This is a genomic window from Mesorhizobium sp. ZC-5 (assembly GCF_025753855.1).
In the GTDB taxonomy this organism is placed as follows: domain Bacteria; phylum Pseudomonadota; class Alphaproteobacteria; order Rhizobiales; family Rhizobiaceae; genus Neomesorhizobium.
This window is the reverse complement of sequence record NZ_JAOWPT010000001.1, coordinates 254,496-270,000: the sequence shown is the minus strand read 5'-3', so window position 1 is coordinate 270,000 and position 15,505 is coordinate 254,496. Positions and strand designations below refer to the sequence as shown.

Annotated in this window: 12 protein-coding genes, 1 tRNA gene and 2 rRNA genes (1 of these 15 running past the window's edge); 7 read left to right on the top strand and 8 right to left on the bottom strand. The window is 60.0% G+C overall.

Features of this window, described 5'->3' with window-relative positions; translation table 11 throughout:
• The 3 genes from OHD58_RS01170 to OHD58_RS01160 form a co-directional block, all read left to right on the top strand.
• Window positions 1–2,460: ribosomal RNA gene (locus tag OHD58_RS01170) — 23S ribosomal RNA — on the top strand; it begins 341 nt to the left of the window's first position.
• 76 nt (window positions 2,461–2,536) lie between these two features.
• Window positions 2,537–2,651 (top strand): 5S ribosomal RNA (rrf, locus tag OHD58_RS01165).
• A 126-nt stretch (window positions 2,652–2,777) separates the two neighbouring features.
• Window positions 2,778–2,854, top strand: a tRNA-Met gene (locus tag OHD58_RS01160).
• A 180-nt stretch (window positions 2,855–3,034) separates the two neighbouring features.
• Here OHD58_RS01160 and OHD58_RS01155 read toward each other — a convergent pair.
• From OHD58_RS01155 to OHD58_RS01140, 4 genes are all read right to left on the bottom strand, one after another.
• The gene (locus OHD58_RS01155) at window positions 3,035–4,108 is read right to left on the bottom strand and encodes an ABC transporter ATP-binding protein (protein WP_263801213.1); all 1,074 of its coding nucleotides are present in this window, start codon (window positions 4,106–4,108) and stop codon (window positions 3,035–3,037) included.
• 24 nt (window positions 4,109–4,132) lie between these two features.
• Complete coding sequence (locus OHD58_RS01150; protein WP_263801212.1) at window positions 4,133–4,981, bottom strand: carbohydrate ABC transporter permease; 849 nt, start codon at window positions 4,979–4,981, stop codon at window positions 4,133–4,135.
• Window positions 4,974–5,915 carry a carbohydrate ABC transporter permease gene (locus tag OHD58_RS01145; protein ID WP_263801211.1) on the bottom strand — a complete coding sequence of 314 codons (942 nt, stop codon included), beginning with the start codon at window positions 5,913–5,915 and terminating at the stop codon, window positions 4,974–4,976. The genes OHD58_RS01150 and OHD58_RS01145 overlap by 8 nt, the downstream gene beginning before the upstream one ends.
• A gap of 93 nt (window positions 5,916–6,008) precedes the next feature.
• Window positions 6,009–7,298 carry an ABC transporter substrate-binding protein gene (locus tag OHD58_RS01140; protein WP_263801210.1) on the bottom strand — a complete coding sequence of 430 codons (1,290 nt, stop codon included), beginning with the start codon at window positions 7,296–7,298 and terminating at the stop codon, window positions 6,009–6,011.
• 217 nt (window positions 7,299–7,515) lie between these two features.
• Here OHD58_RS01140 and OHD58_RS01135 point away from each other — a divergent pair, with 217 nt between their 5' ends.
• Genes OHD58_RS01135 through OHD58_RS01120 form a run of 4 tightly spaced genes read left to right on the top strand, consistent with a single transcriptional unit; the run spans window position 7,516 to window position 11,580 of the window.
• Window positions 7,516–8,718 (top strand): ROK family transcriptional regulator, encoded by a 1,203-nt coding sequence (locus OHD58_RS01135; RefSeq protein WP_263801209.1) that lies wholly within the window; start codon window positions 7,516–7,518, stop codon window positions 8,716–8,718.
• Window positions 8,719–8,747: 29 nt separating this feature from the next.
• Window positions 8,748–9,848: a Gfo/Idh/MocA family protein gene (locus OHD58_RS01130; RefSeq protein WP_263801208.1), complete on the top strand. Its 1,101-nt coding sequence runs from the start codon at window positions 8,748–8,750 to the stop codon at window positions 9,846–9,848.
• A 22-nt stretch (window positions 9,849–9,870) separates the two neighbouring features.
• Window positions 9,871–10,512, top strand: coding sequence for a ThuA domain-containing protein (locus tag OHD58_RS01125; RefSeq protein ID WP_263801207.1), 642 nt, complete (start codon window positions 9,871–9,873; stop codon window positions 10,510–10,512).
• Window positions 10,513–10,539: 27 nt separating this feature from the next.
• Complete coding sequence (locus tag OHD58_RS01120; RefSeq protein WP_263801206.1) at window positions 10,540–11,580, top strand: NAD(P)-dependent alcohol dehydrogenase; 1,041 nt, start codon at window positions 10,540–10,542, stop codon at window positions 11,578–11,580.
• Window positions 11,581–11,622: 42 nt separating this feature from the next.
• Here the strand turns inward: OHD58_RS01120 and OHD58_RS01115 are convergent, their stop codons facing one another.
• Genes OHD58_RS01115 through OHD58_RS01100 form a run of 4 tightly spaced genes read right to left on the bottom strand, consistent with a single transcriptional unit; the run spans window position 11,623 to window position 15,486 of the window.
• Window positions 11,623–12,675: an ABC transporter ATP-binding protein gene (locus OHD58_RS01115; RefSeq protein ID WP_263801205.1), complete on the bottom strand. Its 1,053-nt coding sequence runs from the start codon at window positions 12,673–12,675 to the stop codon at window positions 11,623–11,625.
• Complete coding sequence (locus tag OHD58_RS01110) at window positions 12,672–13,649, bottom strand: ABC transporter ATP-binding protein (protein WP_263801204.1); 978 nt, start codon at window positions 13,647–13,649, stop codon at window positions 12,672–12,674. Before OHD58_RS01110 ends, OHD58_RS01115 begins: the two co-directional genes overlap by 4 nt.
• Complete coding sequence (locus OHD58_RS01105; protein ID WP_263801203.1) at window positions 13,646–14,551, bottom strand: ABC transporter permease; 906 nt, start codon at window positions 14,549–14,551, stop codon at window positions 13,646–13,648. The genes OHD58_RS01110 and OHD58_RS01105 overlap by 4 nt, the downstream gene beginning before the upstream one ends.
• Entirely contained in the window at window positions 14,551–15,486 is a 936-nt protein-coding gene (locus OHD58_RS01100; protein ID WP_263801202.1) for an ABC transporter permease, read from the bottom strand. Before OHD58_RS01100 ends, OHD58_RS01105 begins: the two co-directional genes overlap by 1 nt.
• Between the last annotated feature and the right edge of the window lie 19 nt (window positions 15,487–15,505).

Here is a 15,505-nt window from a genome sequence, read left to right as displayed (position 1 = left end):
AAGCGGAACCTTCTGGAAAGTAGGGCCATAGCGGGTGACAGCCCCGTACGCGTAATGCAAATCATTGTCCTCGAGTAAGGCGGGACACGTGAAATCCTGTCTGAAATTGGGGGGACCACCCTCCAAGCCTAAGTACTCGTGCATGACCGATAGCGAACTAGTACCGTGAGGGAAAGGTGAAAAGCACCCCGACAAGGGGAGTGAAAGAGTACCTGAAACCGATTGCCTACAAACAGTGGGAGCCTGAAATGGTGACCACGTACCTTTTGTATAATGGGTCAGCGACTTAGTGTGACGAGCAAGCTTAAACCGGTAGGTGTAGGCGCAGCGAAAGCGAGTCTGAACAGGGCGTTCAGTTCGTCGCATTAGACCCGAAACCGAGTGATCTAGCCATGAGCAGGATGAAGGTAAGGTAACACTTACTGGAGGTCCGAACCCATAACTGTTGCAATAGTTCGGGATGACTTGTGGCTAGGGGTGAAAGGCCAATCAAACTCGGAAATAGCTGGTTCTCCGCGAAATCTATTTAGGTAGAGCGTCGACCGAATACCCCAGGGGGTAGAGCACTGGATGGGCTAGGGGTCCTCACCGGATTACCAAACCTAACCAAACTCCGAATACCTGGGAGTACTAGTCGGCAGACACACGGCGGGTGCTAACGTCCGTCGTGAAAAGGGAAACAACCCTGACCTACAGCTAAGGTCCCCAAGTTATGGCTAAGTGGGAAAGGATGTGAGGATCCCAAAACAACCAGGATGTTGGCTTAGAAGCAGCCATCATTTAAAGAAAGCGTAACAGCTCACTGGTCTAAATAAGGGTCTTTGCGCCGAAAATGTAACGGGGCTAAAGCCATACACCGAAGCTTAGGGTTCACGAGCAATCGTGAGCGGTAGCGGAGCGTTCTGTAAGCTGATGAAGCCGTACCTGTGAGGGGCGGTGGAGGTATCAGAAGTGCGAATGCTGACATGAGTAACGTAAGGGGTGTGAGAGACACCCCCGCCGAAAGTCCAAGGGTTCCTGCTTAAAGCTAATCTGAGCAGGGTTAGCCGGCCCCTAAGTCGAGGCAGAAATGCGTAGACGATGGGAACCACGTTAATATTCGTGGGCCTGGAGGAAGTGACGGATCACACAAGTTGTTCAACCTTATTGGATTGGTTGGGCTGTGGAGTGGTTCCAGGAAATAGCTCCTCCTTATAGACCGTACCCGAAACCGACACTGGTGGACTGGTAGAGTATACCAAGGCGCTTGAGAGAACTATGCTGAAGGAACTCGGCAAATTGCACGCGTAACTTCGGAAGAAGCGTGACCCTTTTGTGCGCAAGCACAGGAGGGTGGCACAGACCAGGGGGTAGCGACTGTTTATCAAAAACACAGGGCTCTGCGAAGTCGCAAGACGACGTATAGGGTCTGACGCCTGCCCGGTGCTGGAAGGTTAAGAGGAGGGGTGCAAGCTCTGAATCGAAGCCCCAGTAAACGGCGGCCGTAACTATAACGGTCCTAAGGTAGCGAAATTCCTTGTCGGGTAAGTTCCGACCTGCACGAATGGCGTAACGACTTCCCCGCTGTCTCCAGCATAGACTCAGTGAAATTGAATTCCCCGTGAAGATGCGGGGTTCCTGCGGTTAGACGGAAAGACCCCGTGCACCTTTACTATAGCTTTACATTGGCATTCGTAGTGGCATGTGTAGGATAGGTGGTAGGCTTTGAAGCAGGGACGCCAGTTTCTGTGGAGCCACCCTTGAAATACCACCCTTATCTCTATGGATGTCTAACCGCGGCCCGTTATCCGGGTCCGGGACAATGTATGGTGGGTAGTTTGACTGGGGCGGTCGCCTCCTAAAGAGTAACGGAGGCGCGCGATGGTGGGCTCAGAACGGTCGGAAATCGTTCGCTGAGTGCAATGGCATAAGCCTGCCTGACTGCGAGACTGACAAGTCGAGCAGAGACGAAAGTCGGTCATAGTGATCCGGTGGTCCCGCGTGGAAGGGCCATCGCTCAACGGATAAAAGGTACGCCGGGGATAACAGGCTGATGACCCCCAAGAGTCCATATCGACGGGGTTGTTTGGCACCTCGATGTCGACTCATCGCATCCTGGGGCTGGAGCAGGTCCCAAGGGTATGGCTGTTCGCCATTTAAAGCGGTACGTGAGTTGGGTTCAGAACGTCGTGAGACAGTTCGGTCCCTATCTGCCGTGGGTGTAGGAATATTGAAAGGATCTGTCCCTAGTACGAGAGGACCGGGATGGACGGATCTCTGGTGGACCTGTTGTGGCGCCAGCCGCATAGCAGGGTAGCTATATCCGGACGGGATAACCGCTGAATGCATCTAAGCGGGAAACCCACCTTAAAACGAGTATTCCCTGAGAGTCGTGGAAGACCACCACGTTGATAGGCCGGGTATGGAAGTGCGGCAACGCATGAAGTTTACCGGTACTAATAGCTCGATCGGCTTGATCGTTCTCATTCTCTGTGCCCATCGCGAAAGCGGTGGCCGGCACAAAAAACAGCTTCTCGAATAACGTGCGTTTCGCTGACCTGGTGGTTATGGCGGAGCGGCTGCACCCGATCCCATTCCGAACTCGGCCGTGAAACGCTCCAGCGCTGATGGTACTTCGTCTCAAGACGCGGGAGAGTAGGTCGCTGCCAGGTCTGCAAAATGCACGTTTGTCTTCTCTTTTCGACTGCCCGCCTAATTGGCGGCAAGGGCCGCGTCGAGCGGCCTTTTGTTTTTACGGAACATATGATTTCGTAAGTTAACGCTTACGCAAATGGTGGCGCGGGGTGGAGCAGCCCGGTAGCTCGTCAGGCTCATAACCTGAAGGTCACAGGTTCAAATCCTGTCCCCGCAACCAAACGATACTTGCGATGCAAGTGCTGAACCCGGTGCCTCAAGGCGCCGGGTTTTTTGTTTTTCGGCGGGTCGTCACGGCAGGAATGCCGGCCAGTCCCCTATGACGCTCGACGGGTCTCTGCCCGTATCGCTCGGAGGACTGCCGAAAATCGATCGGTTGTGCCGGCGGGCCCCGAACCGCTCAGCGTAGCGACAGGCCGGTGCTTCGGTCGAAGACGTGCACCTGATCGGGAGCGACGGCGGCGTTGAACGGTGTGTCGAGCGTCACCGGAAAGCTCCCGTCAACAATGGCGGTCAACGGTCGGCCGGACAGTTCGAATGTGACGTGCGTCTGCGCGCCGGTCGGCTCTATCATCCTTATCCTGCCTGAAAGGTCCTTTCGTTTGCCAGGCGAAAGATGTTCGGGGCGCAGCCCCAGCGTGACTTCCAACCCCGGCTCGACCCTGCTTCCGGGATGGAGCCTTATGGAGGTGCCGTCTTCAAGGCGGGCCGAACGCGCATCGCCTTTCGCGGGTTCGATCACTGCTTCGAGGAAATTCATTGCGGGAGAGCCGATGAAGCCGGCGACGAACAGATTGGCCGGCTGGCGGTATAGTTCGAGCGGGGTTCCGACCTGCTCGATCATTCCCGCGTTAAGCACCACGATACGATCCGCCAGCGTCATCGCTTCGACTTGATCGTGGGTCACGTAAATCGATGTGGTGCCGACCCGTTGATGCAGCATCTTGATCTCGGAACGCATCTGGACACGCAATTTCGCATCGAGATTGGAAAGCGGTTCATCGAACAGGAAGACGGCGGGATCCCTGACGATCGCGCGGCCCATCGCAACGCGTTGACGTTGACCGCCGGAGAGTTGGCTCGGCTTGCGCTCGAGGAGACCGGTAAGGTCGAGCATTTGCGCAGCCTGGGCAACCTGGCGCGAGACTTCTTCCCGCGTTTTTCCGGCGAGCTTGAGGTTGAAACCCATGTTCTCCGCAACGGTCATGTGCGGATAGAGCGCGTAAGACTGGAAGACCATGGCTATGTTGCGCTCGCGGGGCGTCAGTTCGTTGACGACCTTGTCGGCGATCGCGACATCGCCATCCGTAATGTCCTCGAGGCCTGCGATCATTCTCAGCAGCGTGGATTTCCCGCAGCCCGACGGACCGACCAGCGCGACGAATTCGCCGTCCTGGATCTCCACGGAAATGTCGTGGATGACCGCCACCTCTCCATAGGCCTTCGAGACGTTTCGCAGTTCGACGGACGCCATTCCTTCTCGCTCCCGCTTGTCGCTTCACGACTTTACCGCGCCGGCGGTGAGGCCGGCGATGATGTGCTTCTGCGCCAGGAAAAACGCTATGATCGTCGGCAAGATCGTCAGCGTGATGAACGCCAGGATCAGCTGCCAGTCGGTGTTGAATTCGCCCCGGTAGACCATGATGCCGAGCGGCCACGGGTATCGGGTTTCGGTGTTCAGCATGATCAGCGGCAGGATGTAGCTGTTCCAGCTGCCGACGAAGGAGATGATGGCGACAGTCGCTATCATCGGGCGGGCCAGCGGCAGCGAGATGTACCAGAAAAAACGAATGTAGCCGCAGCCGTCGACGAATGCGGCATCGAACAACTCGCTCGGCAGGCTGCGGAAATAATTGCGGAAAAGCAGGATCGACATGCCAAGCCCGAAGGCGACCTGTGGCAATACCACGCCCCAGTAGGTGTCGAGCAGGCCGAGGTCCCTTATCCGTATAAACAGCGGCAGGATCGCGGTCGCCGCGGGGAACATCAGGCCGATCAGGAAATAGTTCAGGAGGGCTCCGGAACCGAAGAAGCGCACATGCGCGAAAGCAAAGGCCGCGGTCGCCGAAACAACAAGCGTCAGGAATACCGTGAGCAGTGCGATGATCAGAGAGTTCGCCATCTGCCGCCAGTAGCGCTGGCCGAAAAGGATGTCGGTATAGTTCTCGACGTGCCACTCGTTGGGCAGTCCGAACGGATTGACTCGCAGATCGCCCAGAGACTTGAAACCGCCAAGCGCAGTCGTAACCAACGGCAGCAGGACAAGTGCTGCGATTACGGTCAGCGAAATGTAGAGGTAGAGGCGGGTGCCGGCGCCGACACGTCGGCCGGACGATGCGTCAGTCATTGCGCATGAATATCCTCTTGTAGCCGAATGCCATCGTCACGCAGATGATGAAGAGTACAACGCCAACCGCGCTGCCGAAGCCGACCTGCATGCGCATGACGCCGTAGGTGTAGAGGAACGTGACCATCGTCTGCGTAGAATTCGATGGACCGCCGCCGGTCAGCGGCATGATCATGTCGAACAGTTGCAGCGATCCGACGATGGCGAAGAATATCGACAGCCGAACGGTGGAGCCGAGCATCGGCAGCGTCACGTATCGAAACCTCTGCCAGCCCGTCGCGCCATCGATCTCGGCCGCCTCGAGCACGTGCCGGTCCATCGATTGCAGTCCCGCGATAAACAGCATCATGTGGAAGCCGAAATACTTCCACACGATCACGCCGAGTATGGCGTAGATCGCGACATGCCTGTCGGCGAGCACGTAAGGCGTCGGAACGCCGATCATATTGGCTGCGGCGGCAAACAGCCCGTAATCGCCATCATAGACAAAGCGCCAGATCAACCCCGCAGCGACGTCGGCGAGCACATAGGGCAGGAAAAAGATCAGCCGAAAGGTCACGGCGCCTGGTATCCTGTAGGCCAGCATGGTCGCCAGCCACAAAGCCAGGGGTATTTGCACGGCTATGGATATCAGGATGATCAGGCCGTTGTTCTTGAGCGCCGTCAGGAAGGCGGCCTGGTTGAACAGAACCTGGAAATTGCCGAGGGCTCTGAATTCGGTAGGCTGTCCGTATCCGTTCCACCGGTAAAGACTGTACCAAGCCGCTTCGCCCATCGGCAAAATAACGAAAAGCGTGAACAGGATAAGCGCCGCCGGCAGGAAGAGAACAAGCACGGGCAGTCGTCCGCGCGCGGAAACGCTCCTTCGAGCCTTCCGTCTCGCTACCGCGGAAATCGGACGCCGGGTGGCGAAAGTGGCTTGCGCATGGGCCATCTTACGATCCTGCTGCCGGCGCGCGGCACAGCCCTCGCCGAGGTGAGGCGGTCACGCTATGAGTCGCGCTGTTGGCCGACATGCCGAGCACCACTACCTCAGCTCGAACGCCTCCTGTACGGCCTGCGCGCCTTCCTCCGGCGTCATCTGGCCCGAGACGATCTCCACGGTGATGTCATTGACGACCCGGCCGACCGCGGGACCGAGATCCTGGTCGAAGAAGTTCTGATGCCACGTCGAGGTGGTAAGCTGATCGACCGAAGCGCGCATCAGCGGGTCATTGACGCCGACCTCGGCGCCCTTGGCGACGGGGATCATCATGCCGGCTTCCGCCATCTTCTTTTCGGCCTCCAATCCCGTCAGGTATTTGAGGAAGTCGATCGCTTCCTGCGAAGCGTCCTTGGTAACCGCCCAGCCATTCACACGGCCGAGATTGTCCGTCACCAGCCCCGGTGCGCCTTCGACGACCGGGAATGCGAAGCGGCCGATGTTGTCCTGCTTCAAGCCGACGCCGTCCGCCGCGGCGTTGCGCTGGCTCACCTCCGTGTTCTCAAAGCCAAGCAGAATGGCTGCCTTGCCGTCGCCAAACGCGCCGAGCGTTTCGCTCCAGCTCGACCCGACATACCCCGGTTGGAAAGGCTCGAGCTTGCCGAGCCTGGCGAGTTGCTCGCCGGCTTTGATGAAGGCAGGATCCAGGAACCCATCGCCTTCACCGTTCTTCGCGGCGCTGATGATGTCCTTGCCGGCAAAACGCATCGAGAGGTAGGCCCAGTAAAAGGCCAGTGGCCACTTGTCGCCACCGCCGCCCGCGATGGGGACGATGCCGGCCGCCTTGACCTTCTCCACGGCGGCCAGAAAGTCATCCCATGACTTGATCGCCTGACCGTCGACCCCGGCTTTTTCAAACAGCGCCTTGTTGTAGAAGAACGAAACCGTCCCGGACTTGTAGGGAACACCCCAGACCTTGCCGTCGAACGTGTATCCGTCCAGCGCGGTTGGTCCATAATTGTTGCGCCATGCGCTGCCGTCAGCGTCCAGGGCGCCGGTCAGTTCCTTGAGGGCACCCGTTTCGGACTGCTCCTTCAGCACCCCGCCACCCCATGTATAAAAGAAATCCGGCGCTTCGTCGGACTGAAGCAGGGTCGGCAGCTTGGCCTTGAACGCTTCATTATCGAGGAACTGCATCTGCACATCGATGTCGGGGTGCTCGGCCTCATAGTCCGCGACAAGCTGCTCCCAGATGGCAAGCGCCTCCTTGTTTGTCTCGAGATGGAGCCAGTGGACTGTCGTCTTCGCCCATGCGCCGCCTGCTATCAGGGTGAGGCTGGCGGTTGCGGCAAGCAGGCAGATGCGATTCGAGCTTGAAAAGAGGTGGCGGCTCATGCTGACGTTCCTCCTGAGATGACCTCTATGGGTCAATTAATTAATCCCTAGTGCGGAATAAATCGCAGAGCACACCGCCGCCTGTCAACCTTTCAGCCCCATTTTTGCTCGAAAAACGCCTTTCTGCGGAAGACTTTGGTATTTTTAATCCGGATCATGATTGATTTCCATCCCGTCATCGGTGATAGAGGTGGCGCGTTCTGAACTGTGTTGAGCAATGAAGACTGGCGACCCCGAACTGATGCGGGCGATAAACCGCTTTACCGTCCTGGATTTCATCAGACGGCGCGGGCCGATTGCGCGCATCGAGATAAGCGACGAGACACAGCTTTCCACCACGACGGTTTCGGCCATCACGGCCTCGTTGATCGACGACGGCCTTATCACACCTCGTCATGAAGGAGATTTGCGCAACGCTGCCAGCCGCGGCCGGCCGCGCGTCATGCTGGAGTTGAATCCAGCTGCCGCGCGGGTTGTGGGAGCCAAGATCGCTGCCAACCGCATGGTGTTTGCGCTGACCGATTTCTGTGGCTCCGTCATCTCGACACTCACTCTCCCGATCCGCGTCGACCGCCAGCCGATCGGCGTGATCGCGGATCTTGTCGAGGACGGCGTGCGTCGCTGCGTCGTCGATGCTGGACTATCTCTCAACGAAATCCTGAGCGTCTGCGTCAGCCTGCCCGGTGTCGTCGAGCACATAACAGGACGCGTTCGATCGAGCCCCATATTCCGCGAGCCGGACGTCGAATTCGTCACCGAAATGACTGAAAGACTTGGCGTTTCGGTGATTGTGGAGAATGACGCGAATGCCGTTGCCGTCGCCCATCATTGGTTTGGCAAGGGGCGTGACTCGGACGACTTTGTCCTCATTGCGCTTGAGCAGACACTCGGCCTGGCCGTCATGCATGGCGGCCAGCTGTTTCGCGGCGCGCGGGGCATCAGCCATAATCTCGGAGATCTCGTCGTGGGCACGGGGGCTGACGGGCCGATCAGGCTTTCCAGCCAGGCCGGCGAAAGCGCCATCGTCTCGTCCGACCTTACCAATTCGCGTCTGGCTGACGCTGTCCGGCTGGGGCGAGGTGTCGCGCAAGCCCGCGTGATGATGATGGAGGCAGGCGACCAGCGGCTCGCATCCGCAGTCACCCTTGCCGGCCAGGCGATCGGAACAACCATCGCCAACATCGTCACGCTCTTTGCGCCACCGCGCGTCGTCCTGGTCGGTTCGACGCTGGCTTTTGGTCCGCCGTTCATCGAACCGCTGCGTGAAGCCTACACGAAGGCGGTGCCACTATCCGTCTCCGGCATCGCCGAACTGGTTATCGACGATGTTCCGGATGAATTCTGGGCGAGGGGAGCGGCATCGGTCGCGCTGCGCGAATTGTATGAATCGCCATGGAGCACCACTGGACCGGCGGTCTAGACGCGTTTTCGGGTTATTGGAGGAGTCCTTTGAAAAAGGTCGGCATCGGTATCATCGGCTGCGGGAACATCTCGAGCGCCTATCTCAACGCCATGGCATCCTTTCCGGTTCTCGACATTCGGTCGCTGTCGGACATGAATATGGCCGCCGCCGAGGCGCGGGCCGCTGAGTTCGGGTTGCGGGCAGTTCCCGTCGAGGCAATGCTGGCCGACCCGGCCATCGAGATCGTCGTCAATCTGACCGTTCCAAAGGCGCATGTCGAAGTCGGACTTCGTGCGCTTGCCGCCGGCAAAAACACCTATTCCGAGAAGCCCCTGGGCATCAGCTTCGCCGAAGCGAAGCATCTGGCTGACGAAGCCGCGGCTCGCGGCCTTCGCATCGGCTCGGCGCCCGACACTTTTCTCGGCGGCTCGCACCAGACTGCGCGCAATCTGCTCGACACCGGCATTATCGGGCAGGTGATCGGCGGCACGGCGACCTTCATGTGCCCGGGACACGAGCGCTGGCATCCCAACCCGGCCTTCTACTATGAAGTCGGCGGCGGCCCGATGCTCGACATGGGTCCCTACTACATCACGGATATGGTCAATCTGCTGGGGCCGATCGAGAAAGTGGCGGGCTTCGGCACCCGGCTGCGCGGCGAACGCGTTATCACGAGCGAGCCACGCAAGGGCGAGCGCATTCCCGTGTATGTGGCGACCCATGTGGCAGGCGCAATGGCTTTCGCCAACGGTGCCATTGTCCAGACTTCGATGAGCTTCGACGTCGCCGGCCACCGGCACCTGCCCCTCGAAGTCTACGGAACCGACGGCACCCTGATCGTGCCCGATCCAAACCGGTTCGGCGGGCAGGTCGAGCTGTTAAAAAAGGGCGGAGAATTTCAGCCCGTGGAAACCGACCAGCCTTATGCCGACGGCAACTATCGGTCGCTCGGCGTGGCCGATATGGCGCACGCGATACGCAGCGGACGCCCGCATCGGGCCAACGGGCAACTGGCGTTGCATGTGCTGGAAGCCATGGAAGCATTTGCGACAGCAGCGGAAACCGGTACCACGGTCGCCCTCACCACCACCGTCGACCGGCCGGAGCCGCTGTCGACCTCGATAGCCAGCGGGGCTCTGGCCGGATGAACATGAACGGAGGACGTCGGGCATGCGCGAAGCGTTGATCGTATGGGGTGGCTGGAGCGGGCACGAGCCCGAGGAATGCGCCGGTATCGTCAAGGAGATGCTCGAGAAGGACGGCTTCACCGTTTATCTGGAGCATGGCACGGAGGCGTTCGCCGACCCGTCAATACACGACCTCAGCCTCATCGTTCCGATCATAACGATGTCCAAGATCGAGAAGGAGGAGGTCAAGAATCTGGCCGATGCGGTGGAGAGCGGCGTCGGTATCGCGGGATATCATGGCGGGGCAGGCGACGCCTTCCGCGAATCTGTCGAGTACCAGTTCATCATCGGCGGCCAGTGGGTCGCGCACCCCGGCAAGATCATCGACTATCATGTCGATGTGACCCGGCCCGACGATCCCGTCATGCAGGGCATCGACAGCTTTGCTTACACCTCTGAACAATATTACATGCATGTCGATCCTTCGAACGAGGTTCTGGCCACGACGACGTTCACCGGAGAGCATGCATTCTGGATCGAAGGCGTGGTGATGCCGGTGGTGTGGAAACGCAAATATGGGCGCGGTCGCGTGTTTTATTCCTCCCTCGGTCATCAGGCGAAGGAGTTTGCGGTGCCGGAAATGCACGAAATCTTTCGCCGCGGCGCGAATTGGGCGGCGCGCTGAGGGCCTTGTTGCAGGCAGGCGGAGCACATGACCAAGGCGCGCGCCCTCGTTCTCGAACGCCAGCACGAACTTTCGCTTCGCGAGATCGAGCTTGCGCTCGATGTCGGCCCCGGCGAAGTCAAGATCGAGATCGACACCGTCGGAGTATGCGGTTCCGATGTCCACTACTACACGCACGGGCGCATCGGTCCGTTCGTCGTAGACGCACCAATGGTGCTCGGGCACGAAGCGGCGGGCACGATCGTCGAGGTTGGCCCGGGGGTGACGCACCTGAAGGTTGGCGACCGGGTCTGCATGGAGCCCGGCATTCCCGATCCGAACTCAAGGGCGAGCCGGCTTGGCCTATACAATGTCGATCCGGCTGTCAGGTTCTGGGCCACTCCGCCGGTGCACGGCGTGCTTACCCGCCATGTCGTGCATCCAGCCAGCTACACGTTCCTGCTGCCGGACAATGTCAGCTTCGCTGAAGGCGCCATGGTGGAGCCGTTCGCCGTTGGCATGCAGGCGGCTGCAAAGGCGAAGATAGCTCCGGGGGACACAGCGGTGGTACTGGGCGCCGGACCGATCGGCACCATGGTGGCAATTGCGGCACTTGCCGGAGGTTGCGCTCGCGCCATCGTGGCCGACCTGGCACAGCCGAAGCTCGACATCGCGGCGGGCTTTCAGGGTGTGATCCCGGTCAACATCCGCGACCAGGACCTGACCGGGGAAGTGGACAGGCTCACGCAACGCTGGGGAGCTGATGTCGTCTTCGAGTGCTCGGGTTCGGCACGCGCCTGGGAAGGCATCCTGGCCTTGCTGCGTCCTGGCGGCGCCATCGTTTCCGTCGGTCTGCCCATGGCGCCGGTGGCCCTCGATGTAGCGACGCTATCCACCAAGGAAGCCCGGATCGAATCCGTTTTTCGCTACGCAAACCAGTATGAACGTGCGCTCGCCCTGTTCGCGTCCGGTCGCGTGGATTTGAAGCCGCTGATTTCCGAGACTTTCGCGTTCGAAGACAGCATCAAGGCTTTCGACCGTGCGGTGGAAGCGCGTCCAGGCGATGTGAAGCTGCAAATCAGACTGTAAGGCAGCGTCCCGCGCACCAGCCGGGTGATCTGCACGTCTTCCTCACACGCTGGCCGTCGCTGGCGTCAATGTGCCGGAGCCGGCCGGTGGAACCGGGATCGGGTTCGGCGCGGCGAAGTGGCAGGCGGCGAAATGGCCTTGCGTGGTTTCCGCCAGCGGTGGCCGCTCGATCTTGCAGACCGGCTGGGCAATCGGGCAGCGCGTATGGAAGCTGCAGCCGGACGGCACCTTCGCGGGATTTGGTACATCGCCTTTCAGGATGATGCGCGTCTTCGCCGCGTCCGGATCCGGCTCGAGGACCGCCGACAGGAGTGCCTGCGTATAAGGATGGCTCGGGCTGCCGTAGACAGCTTTCTTTGGTCCGATTTCCACGATGCGGCCGAGATACATAACGGCCACCCGGTCGGCGATGTGGCGCACCACCGACAGGTCGTGTGCAATGAAAAGGTAGGAGAAGTTGCGCTGCTGCTTGAGGTCCTGCAGGAGATTGACGATCTGCGCCTGGACCGAGACGTCCAGCGCCGATACCGGTTCGTCCGCCACGATGAATTTCGGGTTTACCGAGATGGCACGCGCGATACCGATGCGCTGGCGCTGTCCACCCGAGAACTGGCGCGGATAGCGGTCCATGAATGTGGGCGAAAGACCGACTTGCGTGAGCAATTCCGCGACCCGCTCTCGCCTTTCCCTTGCAGATCGCACCAGCCCGAACACTTCCAGCGGTTCCGCCACGATCTGTGCGATCGACCGCCGCGGACTGAGGGATCCATAGGGATCCTGGAAGATCATCTGCACCTGGGCCCGCATCGCCCGCATGCGCGCAGCCGGAAGGTCCACGAGGTTGTTGCCTTCGAGCAGCACTTCACCTTCCGTTGGCTCGATCAACCGCAGGAGAAGCCTGCCGAGGGTAGACTTGCCGCAGCCGGATTCGCCAACCAGCGCCAAGGTCTCACCCGGAGCGATCGTGAACGTAGCCCCATCGACGGCGCGCACGCCGCCGGTCTGCTTGCCAAAGCCCAGGCGGCTGCCCGCTGGAAACGTCTTGCCAAGATTGCGCACATCGATCAGCGAGGCGGGAGATGCGGCCGTCTTCATTCCGTCGCTCCGGCGCTGACCCAGCAAGCCGCCTTTTGTCCTGACCGCAACTCAAACATTGGCGGCATTTTCTGCGCGCACTTGTCGATCCGGTCGGGGCAGCGCGCATAGAATGGACAGCCCTGCTCGATGGTACCAGGAAGGGGGACCGAGCCCGGAATCTGGTAGAGGCGGGAGTTCTCGTCCTTGAGCGTGGGGATCGAGCGCAGCAGGCCGCGGGTGTATGGATGACCGGGGGTCCGAAAAATGGACCTTACATCTGCGTCTTCGACCACCCGGCCTGAATACATGACGATAACGCGTTCGCAGATTTCGGCGATGACACCGAGGTCGTGGGAAATCAGCAGAATAGCGGTGTTCAATGTACTGCGTATGCGATGCATCAGGTCGAGAACCTGAGCCTGTATCGTCACATCCAGTGCCGTCGTCGGCTCGTCGGCAATTAGCAGTTTGGGATTGCAGGCAACGGCCATGGCGATCATCACGCGCTGACGCATGCCGCCGGAGAATTGATGCGGATAGGCCCCAAGTCGTCCCTCGGCGTTGGGTATTCCCACCAACGTCAACAGTTCGATGATCCGAGCCTGGCAGTCGCGGCGGCCAATGTCCTCGTGCAGCCGGATTGCTTCACCGATCTGATCGCCGATGGTCATGACGGGATTGAGCGAACTCATGGGCTCCTGAAATATCATCGCGATGTCGCGCCCCCGGATCTCCGGCATCTTAGAACGCGGAAGCGCCAACAGATCGGTTCCGTCGAGTGCGATCCTGCCTTGTGCGACCCGCCCGGGCGGGCCTACCAGCCCCATGATCGCGAGCGAAGTGATCGACTTGCCGGAACCTGACTCGCCGACGATGCCGAGTGTGCCGCCGGCTTCGATATCGAAGCTGACACCATCGACCACCCTGATCGGTTTGTTTGCCGGCCCGAAATCGACCGCCAGGTCTTCCACTTTGAGCAGAGGGGGCGTCACTTCGCGTTATCCGGATCAAGCACGTCGCGGACAGCATCGCCCATCAGGTTGAACGAGAGAACCACGCAGGTGATGGCGAAGCCGGCAGCGATGATCGGCCATGGCGAGCCGAACAGATTGTCGAGGCCGCTGCGGATGATGTTGCCCCAACTCGGATTTGGCGGCCGTGTACCGATGCCGAGAAAGCTCAGCGATGCCTCCAGACGGATTGCCGACGCGACCCACAAAGTCATCAAGACAACGATCGGCGCCGAGATATTCGGGATGATGTGGCGGAAGATGATGACCGGCGTGCGCACGCCGACGGCGATTGCAGCCTCGACGAACGGCTCCTGTTTGACGGCCAGTGTCGATGCGCGGGCGACACGTGCAAAACCAGGCACGAAGGCGACGGTGATCACCGCCACGATGTTCCAGAAGGCGCCGCCGAGGACAGCCGCGATCATGATGGCCAGAAGCAGTTCCGGGAAAGCCAGCAGGAGATCGACGACCCGGCTGATCACGCGGTCGAGCACACCTCCGAAGTAGCCGGCGGTAACGCCGAGGATTGTTCCGAACATCGCCGCGAGCACGGGAGAGATCAGGCCGAAGAGCAGCGAATTTCTGGAACCGTGAATCATGCGCGAAAGCACGTCGCGGCCGAACTGGTCAGTGCCCAGCCAGTTTTCCCATGAAGGCGGCTTGTTGATCTTGAGCACGCTCTGGGAGAGTGGGTCGTATGGCGCCAGCCAGGGCGCGAGGATGGCCACGATCACGAACACCACGACGATGGCGAGCGCGAACATCGTCGATGGCCTCAGGAACAGGTTCTTCAGCAAGTCCGACAGCCCCGGCGCGGGCGCGACGGATTGTGCCGTATCGATCGTCGTGGATGGCAGCCGGGTGTCCGTCAGCATGCTCATCATTGCACCCTTATGCGCGGGTCGATGACGATATAGAGGAGGTCCATCAGCAGGTTGATCGCCACGACAAGCAGTGCGAACACCACCACGCCGCCCTGGATGACGCCATAGTCGCGTTCGGTGATGGCGGAGATCAACAGCCTGCCGATGCCTGGCCGGTTGAAGACGAGCTCAATGGCGACCGATCCCGACAGCGTCGCGAGCAGGCTCAGTCCCATGCCCGTACTCAGTGGCAACAGCGCGTTGCGCAAGCCATGCCGGTAGATAACCCGTGGCTCGCGCGCTCCTTTGGCGCGCGCCGTGCGGATGTAGTCCTTGCCCAATACCTCCAGCAGAGAGGTTCGCGTCAACCGACCGATAAAGGCGGCTTTGACAAAGGCGAGCGTCAGGGCGGGAAGGAAAATGTGGTACATGCGGTCGACGAAACCTTCGCCTGCGCCGTTGATCGGGAACCAGCCCAGGTTGAGCGCGAACACGATGAGCAGCAGCGCCCCAAGGTAAAAATCCGGGATGGCGTAACCGATAAGCGAGAAAACGCGCACGCCGGTGTCGGGCAAGCGGTCGCGCTTGGTCGCTGCCAGTACGCCCAGCGGTACGCCGGCCGTAAAACCCATCAGCGTCGCGACGAGGGTGAGTTCAATCGTATAGGGCAGATTGCGCGCGATCAGATCCACTACCGCGGCGCCGTTCATGTAGGATTTGCCGAAGTCGAAGACCAGAACGCCGCCAAGGAAGTTCAGATATTGCTGCCACAATGAGACGTTGAGGCCCATCTTCTCGCGAAACTCTGCGAGTTGCTCCGGGAGCGCCATGTCTCCCAGAGCCGCTATCGCCGGATCGCCGGGCAGGATGCGCATGGCAATGAAGACGAGCGTCAGGACCAGCCATACCGTCGGTATGGAATCGGCCAGCCTGACGGCCAGGTATTTTCCCATCTGATCGCTGCCCGAGCCG

Coding starts and splice junctions, on each gene's coding strand:
- OHD58_RS01115 (WP_263801205.1), bottom strand. CDS start 12,675: ATGAAGACGGCCGCATCTCCCGCCTCGCTGATCGATGTGCGCAATCTT.
- OHD58_RS01125 (WP_263801207.1), top strand. CDS start 9,871: ATGCGCGAAGCGTTGATCGTATGGGGTGGCTGGAGCGGGCACGAGCCC.
- OHD58_RS01145 (WP_263801211.1), bottom strand. CDS start 5,915: ATGGCCCATGCGCAAGCCACTTTCGCCACCCGGCGTCCGATTTCCGCG.
- OHD58_RS01100 (WP_263801202.1), bottom strand. CDS start 15,486: ATGGGAAAATACCTGGCCGTCAGGCTGGCCGATTCCATACCGACGGTA.
- OHD58_RS01150 (WP_263801212.1), bottom strand. CDS start 4,981: ATGACTGACGCATCGTCCGGCCGACGTGTCGGCGCCGGCACCCGCCTC.
- OHD58_RS01155 (WP_263801213.1), bottom strand. CDS start 4,108: ATGGCGTCCGTCGAACTGCGAAACGTCTCGAAGGCCTATGGAGAGGTG.
- OHD58_RS01105 (WP_263801203.1), bottom strand. CDS start 14,551: ATGAGCATGCTGACGGACACCCGGCTGCCATCCACGACGATCGATACG.
- OHD58_RS01120 (WP_263801206.1), top strand. CDS start 10,540: ATGACCAAGGCGCGCGCCCTCGTTCTCGAACGCCAGCACGAACTTTCG.
- OHD58_RS01135 (WP_263801209.1), top strand. CDS start 7,516: ATGAAGACTGGCGACCCCGAACTGATGCGGGCGATAAACCGCTTTACC.
- OHD58_RS01140 (WP_263801210.1), bottom strand. CDS start 7,298: ATGAGCCGCCACCTCTTTTCAAGCTCGAATCGCATCTGCCTGCTTGCC.